This window comes from Geodermatophilus sp. FMUSA9-8 (genome assembly GCF_037034165.1).
Taxonomy (GTDB): Bacteria; Actinomycetota; Actinomycetes; order Mycobacteriales; family Geodermatophilaceae; genus Geodermatophilus; species Geodermatophilus nigrescens.
Genome location: NZ_JBAGKE010000020.1, coordinates 1 through 2,667 on the forward strand (window position 1 = coordinate 1; position 2,667 = coordinate 2,667).

The window sequence follows — 2,667 nt, forward strand, 5'->3', positions numbered from 1 at the left end:
GGCCTCGCACAGCTCGGCCATCGCGTTGATGAACGAGATCTTCGTGGCCAGGAAGCTGTTCGCCGCCGTCTTCACCATCTCCGCGGTCGCGTAGTCCGTGGTCACCTTCGGCGTCCCGCGGGCCACGATCGGCGCGTACACCTCGTCCAGCAGCCGCTCCGCGACCACGCCGTCCCCGTCGGCCGGCAGCCCGTACACCAGCCGGTCCGGGTGCAGCGTGTCGCGCACCGCGAACCCCTCCCGCAGGAACTCCGGGTTCCAGGCGACCAGCGAGCCGGGCACCTTCTCGGCGAACATGGCGGCGAGCTCGGCGGCGGTCCCGACCGGCACGGTGGACTTGCCGACGACGAGGTCGCCGGGCTCGACCACCTGCAGCAGCGACTCGGTGGCCGCGCGGACGAAACGGAGGTCGGCGGCGTACTCACCGTGCCGCTGGGGCGTGCCGACGCAGACGAAGTGCACCTGCGCGCCGGCCGCGTCGGCGACGTCGGTGCTGAACCGCAGCCGCCCGGAGTCCAGCGCGTGCTGCAGCAGGCTCTCGAAGTCCGGCTCGTAGAACGGCGCGCGCCCCTCGCAGAGCGCCGCGATCTTCCGCTGGTCGACGTCGACGCCGACGACCTCGTGTCCGAGTTCCACCATGGAGGCCGCGTGGACCGCACCCAGGTAGCCGCAACCGATCACCGAGATGCGCACCGGCGCCTCCTTCCGTCCGAGCCGACACTTCGCCGTCGAAGTGCAACACGGCGCCGAGCTCGGCGCCTGTGCGGGACCCGTCCCGGTGGTCCGCCTAGGGCGCGGGGCGGACGACGCCGCACCGGCACGCGTAGAGGCTGGCGCCGCTGAAGGCGTCCTCCCCCACCCAGCGGAACCGGTGCCAGTGGCGTCGGAGCCGGGGCTCGCGGACGGGCGTCGTCGACGGGACGGGGAGCACGCCCCGATGGTGCCCGATCGGGGGAGGAGAGGGAACGGCCCCGCGCACGGTGCGTGATCCTCACCCCGTCGAGTGGGACGACGGTCACGGAGGACGCCCGCGGCCGTAGCCTCGCCCGTGACGGACCGTCACGGGGGTGGCTATGGCCGACGAGGCATCGAGCGGGTCGACGCTGCTCACCGACGAACCGGCCCCGCCCGGGACGCCCCGCCGCCGCCGGGGACTGCGTCGGTTCCTCGTCGCCCTGACCGTGCTCGTCGTGCTGCTGGTCGCGTTGGTCGGCGGTGGGCTCTGGTACCTCACCGACCGCTACGGCGGCAACATCGACCGGGTCGCCGACGTCTTCACCGACCTCGACGAGGAGGCGCGTCCGGCGCCGGCCACCCCGGCGCAGCCCGCCGGCGCCGAACCGGTCACCTTCCTGCTGGTGGGCACCGACAGCCGCGGCAGCGCGGACGAGGGCATCGCCTCCGGTGGCCGCTCCGACGCCATCATGATCGCCCGCTTCACCGGCGACCGGCAGCACGCGCAGCTCGTCTCGATCCCGCGCGACTCCTGGGTCGACATCCCCGGGCACGGCAGGGACAAGATCAACGCGGCCTACGCCTACGGCGGCCCCTCCTTGCTCATCCAGACCGTCGAGCAGCTGACGCAGGTGCGCATCGACCACTACGTGGCCATCGACTTCGAGGGCATCGTCGCGGTCACCGACGACCTCGGCGGGGTCGACGTCGTCGTCGCCGAGACCACCAGCAACGGGCCGTACACCTTCCCGGCCGGCGTCAACCACCTCGACGGCGACCGGGCCCGCTGGTACCTGGGCCAGCGCTACGGCCTGCCCGGCGGTGACTTCGACCGGGTGCGCCGCCAGCAGCAGTACCTCGAGGCCGTGTTCACCCAGCTGTTCAGCTCCGGCACGCTCACCGACCCGGGCCGCCTCGACGCCGCCCTGCTGTCGGTGACCAGCGCCGTCGCCGTCGACGACACCCTCGGCAACGGCGACCTGCTGGGCCTCGCCTACTCGCTGCGCAGCCTGCGGCCGGAGAACGTCCAGTCGTTCACCGCGCCCGTGCTCGGCACCGGCACGGAGGGCCCGGCCAGCGTCGTCTACCTCGACGACGTCACCGGCGAGCGGATGTGGGCCTACCTGCGCAACGACTCGCTGGCCCCGAACGCCGACGAGTTCACCGGCCAGGCCCTGCCCGACGTCCCGCGCTGAGCCTCAGCGCGGCGGCGGGTCCGCCCGCCGCCACGGCAGCCGGCGGACGAGCCGGCCGACGAGCACGCGCACGCGCCGGGCCGCCACGCGGGACGGCGTGTTGCACCGGCAGTGCCCGGGTTCCTGCAGACAGACGTCGCACCACACCCCGCACCTCCCCGTCGGCAGGCACAGGGTGGGCGGTGCGGGGTGTGCGGGGCAAGCGGACCCGCTGCGGCCGGCGCGTCAGACGGCCCGGCGGCCGAGCGCCCGGTGGGTCCAGCCGGCGGCGGTCCAGGCCTCGCGGTCGAGGGCGTTGCGCCCGTCGAGCACCCGCTTCTGGCGGACGACCCGGCCGAAGGCGACCGGGTCGAGCTCGCGGTACTGCCGCCACTCGGTGAGGACGAGGACGGCGTCCGCGCCGGCGGCCGCCTCCTCCGGGGTGGCGGCGTAGTCGAGCTGGGGCCAGGACCGGCGGCTGTTGTCGATGGCGGCGGGGTCGGTGACGCGGACGACGGCGCCCTGCAGCTGCAGCTGG

The 2,667-nt window shown here is 74.2% G+C and carries 4 protein-coding genes; 1 reads left to right on the forward strand and 3 read right to left on the reverse strand.

Annotated features, from left to right (window positions below):
* Both WA616_RS24320 and WA616_RS24325 read right to left on the reverse strand, forming a co-directional pair.
* The coding region (locus WA616_RS24320; RefSeq protein ID WP_336033938.1) for a nucleotide sugar dehydrogenase at positions 1–693 on the reverse strand (693 nt) is incomplete at its 3' end.
* A 94-nt stretch (positions 694–787) separates the two neighbouring features.
* The gene (locus tag WA616_RS24325; protein ID WP_336033940.1) at positions 788–931 is read right to left on the reverse strand and encodes a hypothetical protein; all 144 of its coding nucleotides are present in this window, start codon (positions 929–931) and stop codon (positions 788–790) included.
* A gap of 142 nt (positions 932–1,073) precedes the next feature.
* On the opposite strand from WA616_RS24325, the gene WA616_RS24330 reads away from it, so the two are divergent.
* A complete protein-coding gene (locus WA616_RS24330; RefSeq protein ID WP_336033942.1) occupies positions 1,074–2,150 on the forward strand; it encodes an LCP family protein in 1,077 nt (358 codons plus the stop codon).
* Between the two features lie 225 nt (positions 2,151–2,375).
* Here the strand turns inward: WA616_RS24330 and WA616_RS24335 are convergent.
* Positions 2,376–2,667: UDP-glucose/GDP-mannose dehydrogenase family protein (locus tag WA616_RS24335; RefSeq protein ID WP_336033941.1), on the reverse strand; the 292-nt coding region annotated here is incomplete at its 5' end.

Excerpts from the sequence above, each read along its gene's own strand:
- WA616_RS24330 (WP_336033942.1), top strand. The coding sequence starts at position 1,074 with ATGGCCGACGAGGCATCGAGCGGGTCGACGCTGCTCACCGACGAACCG.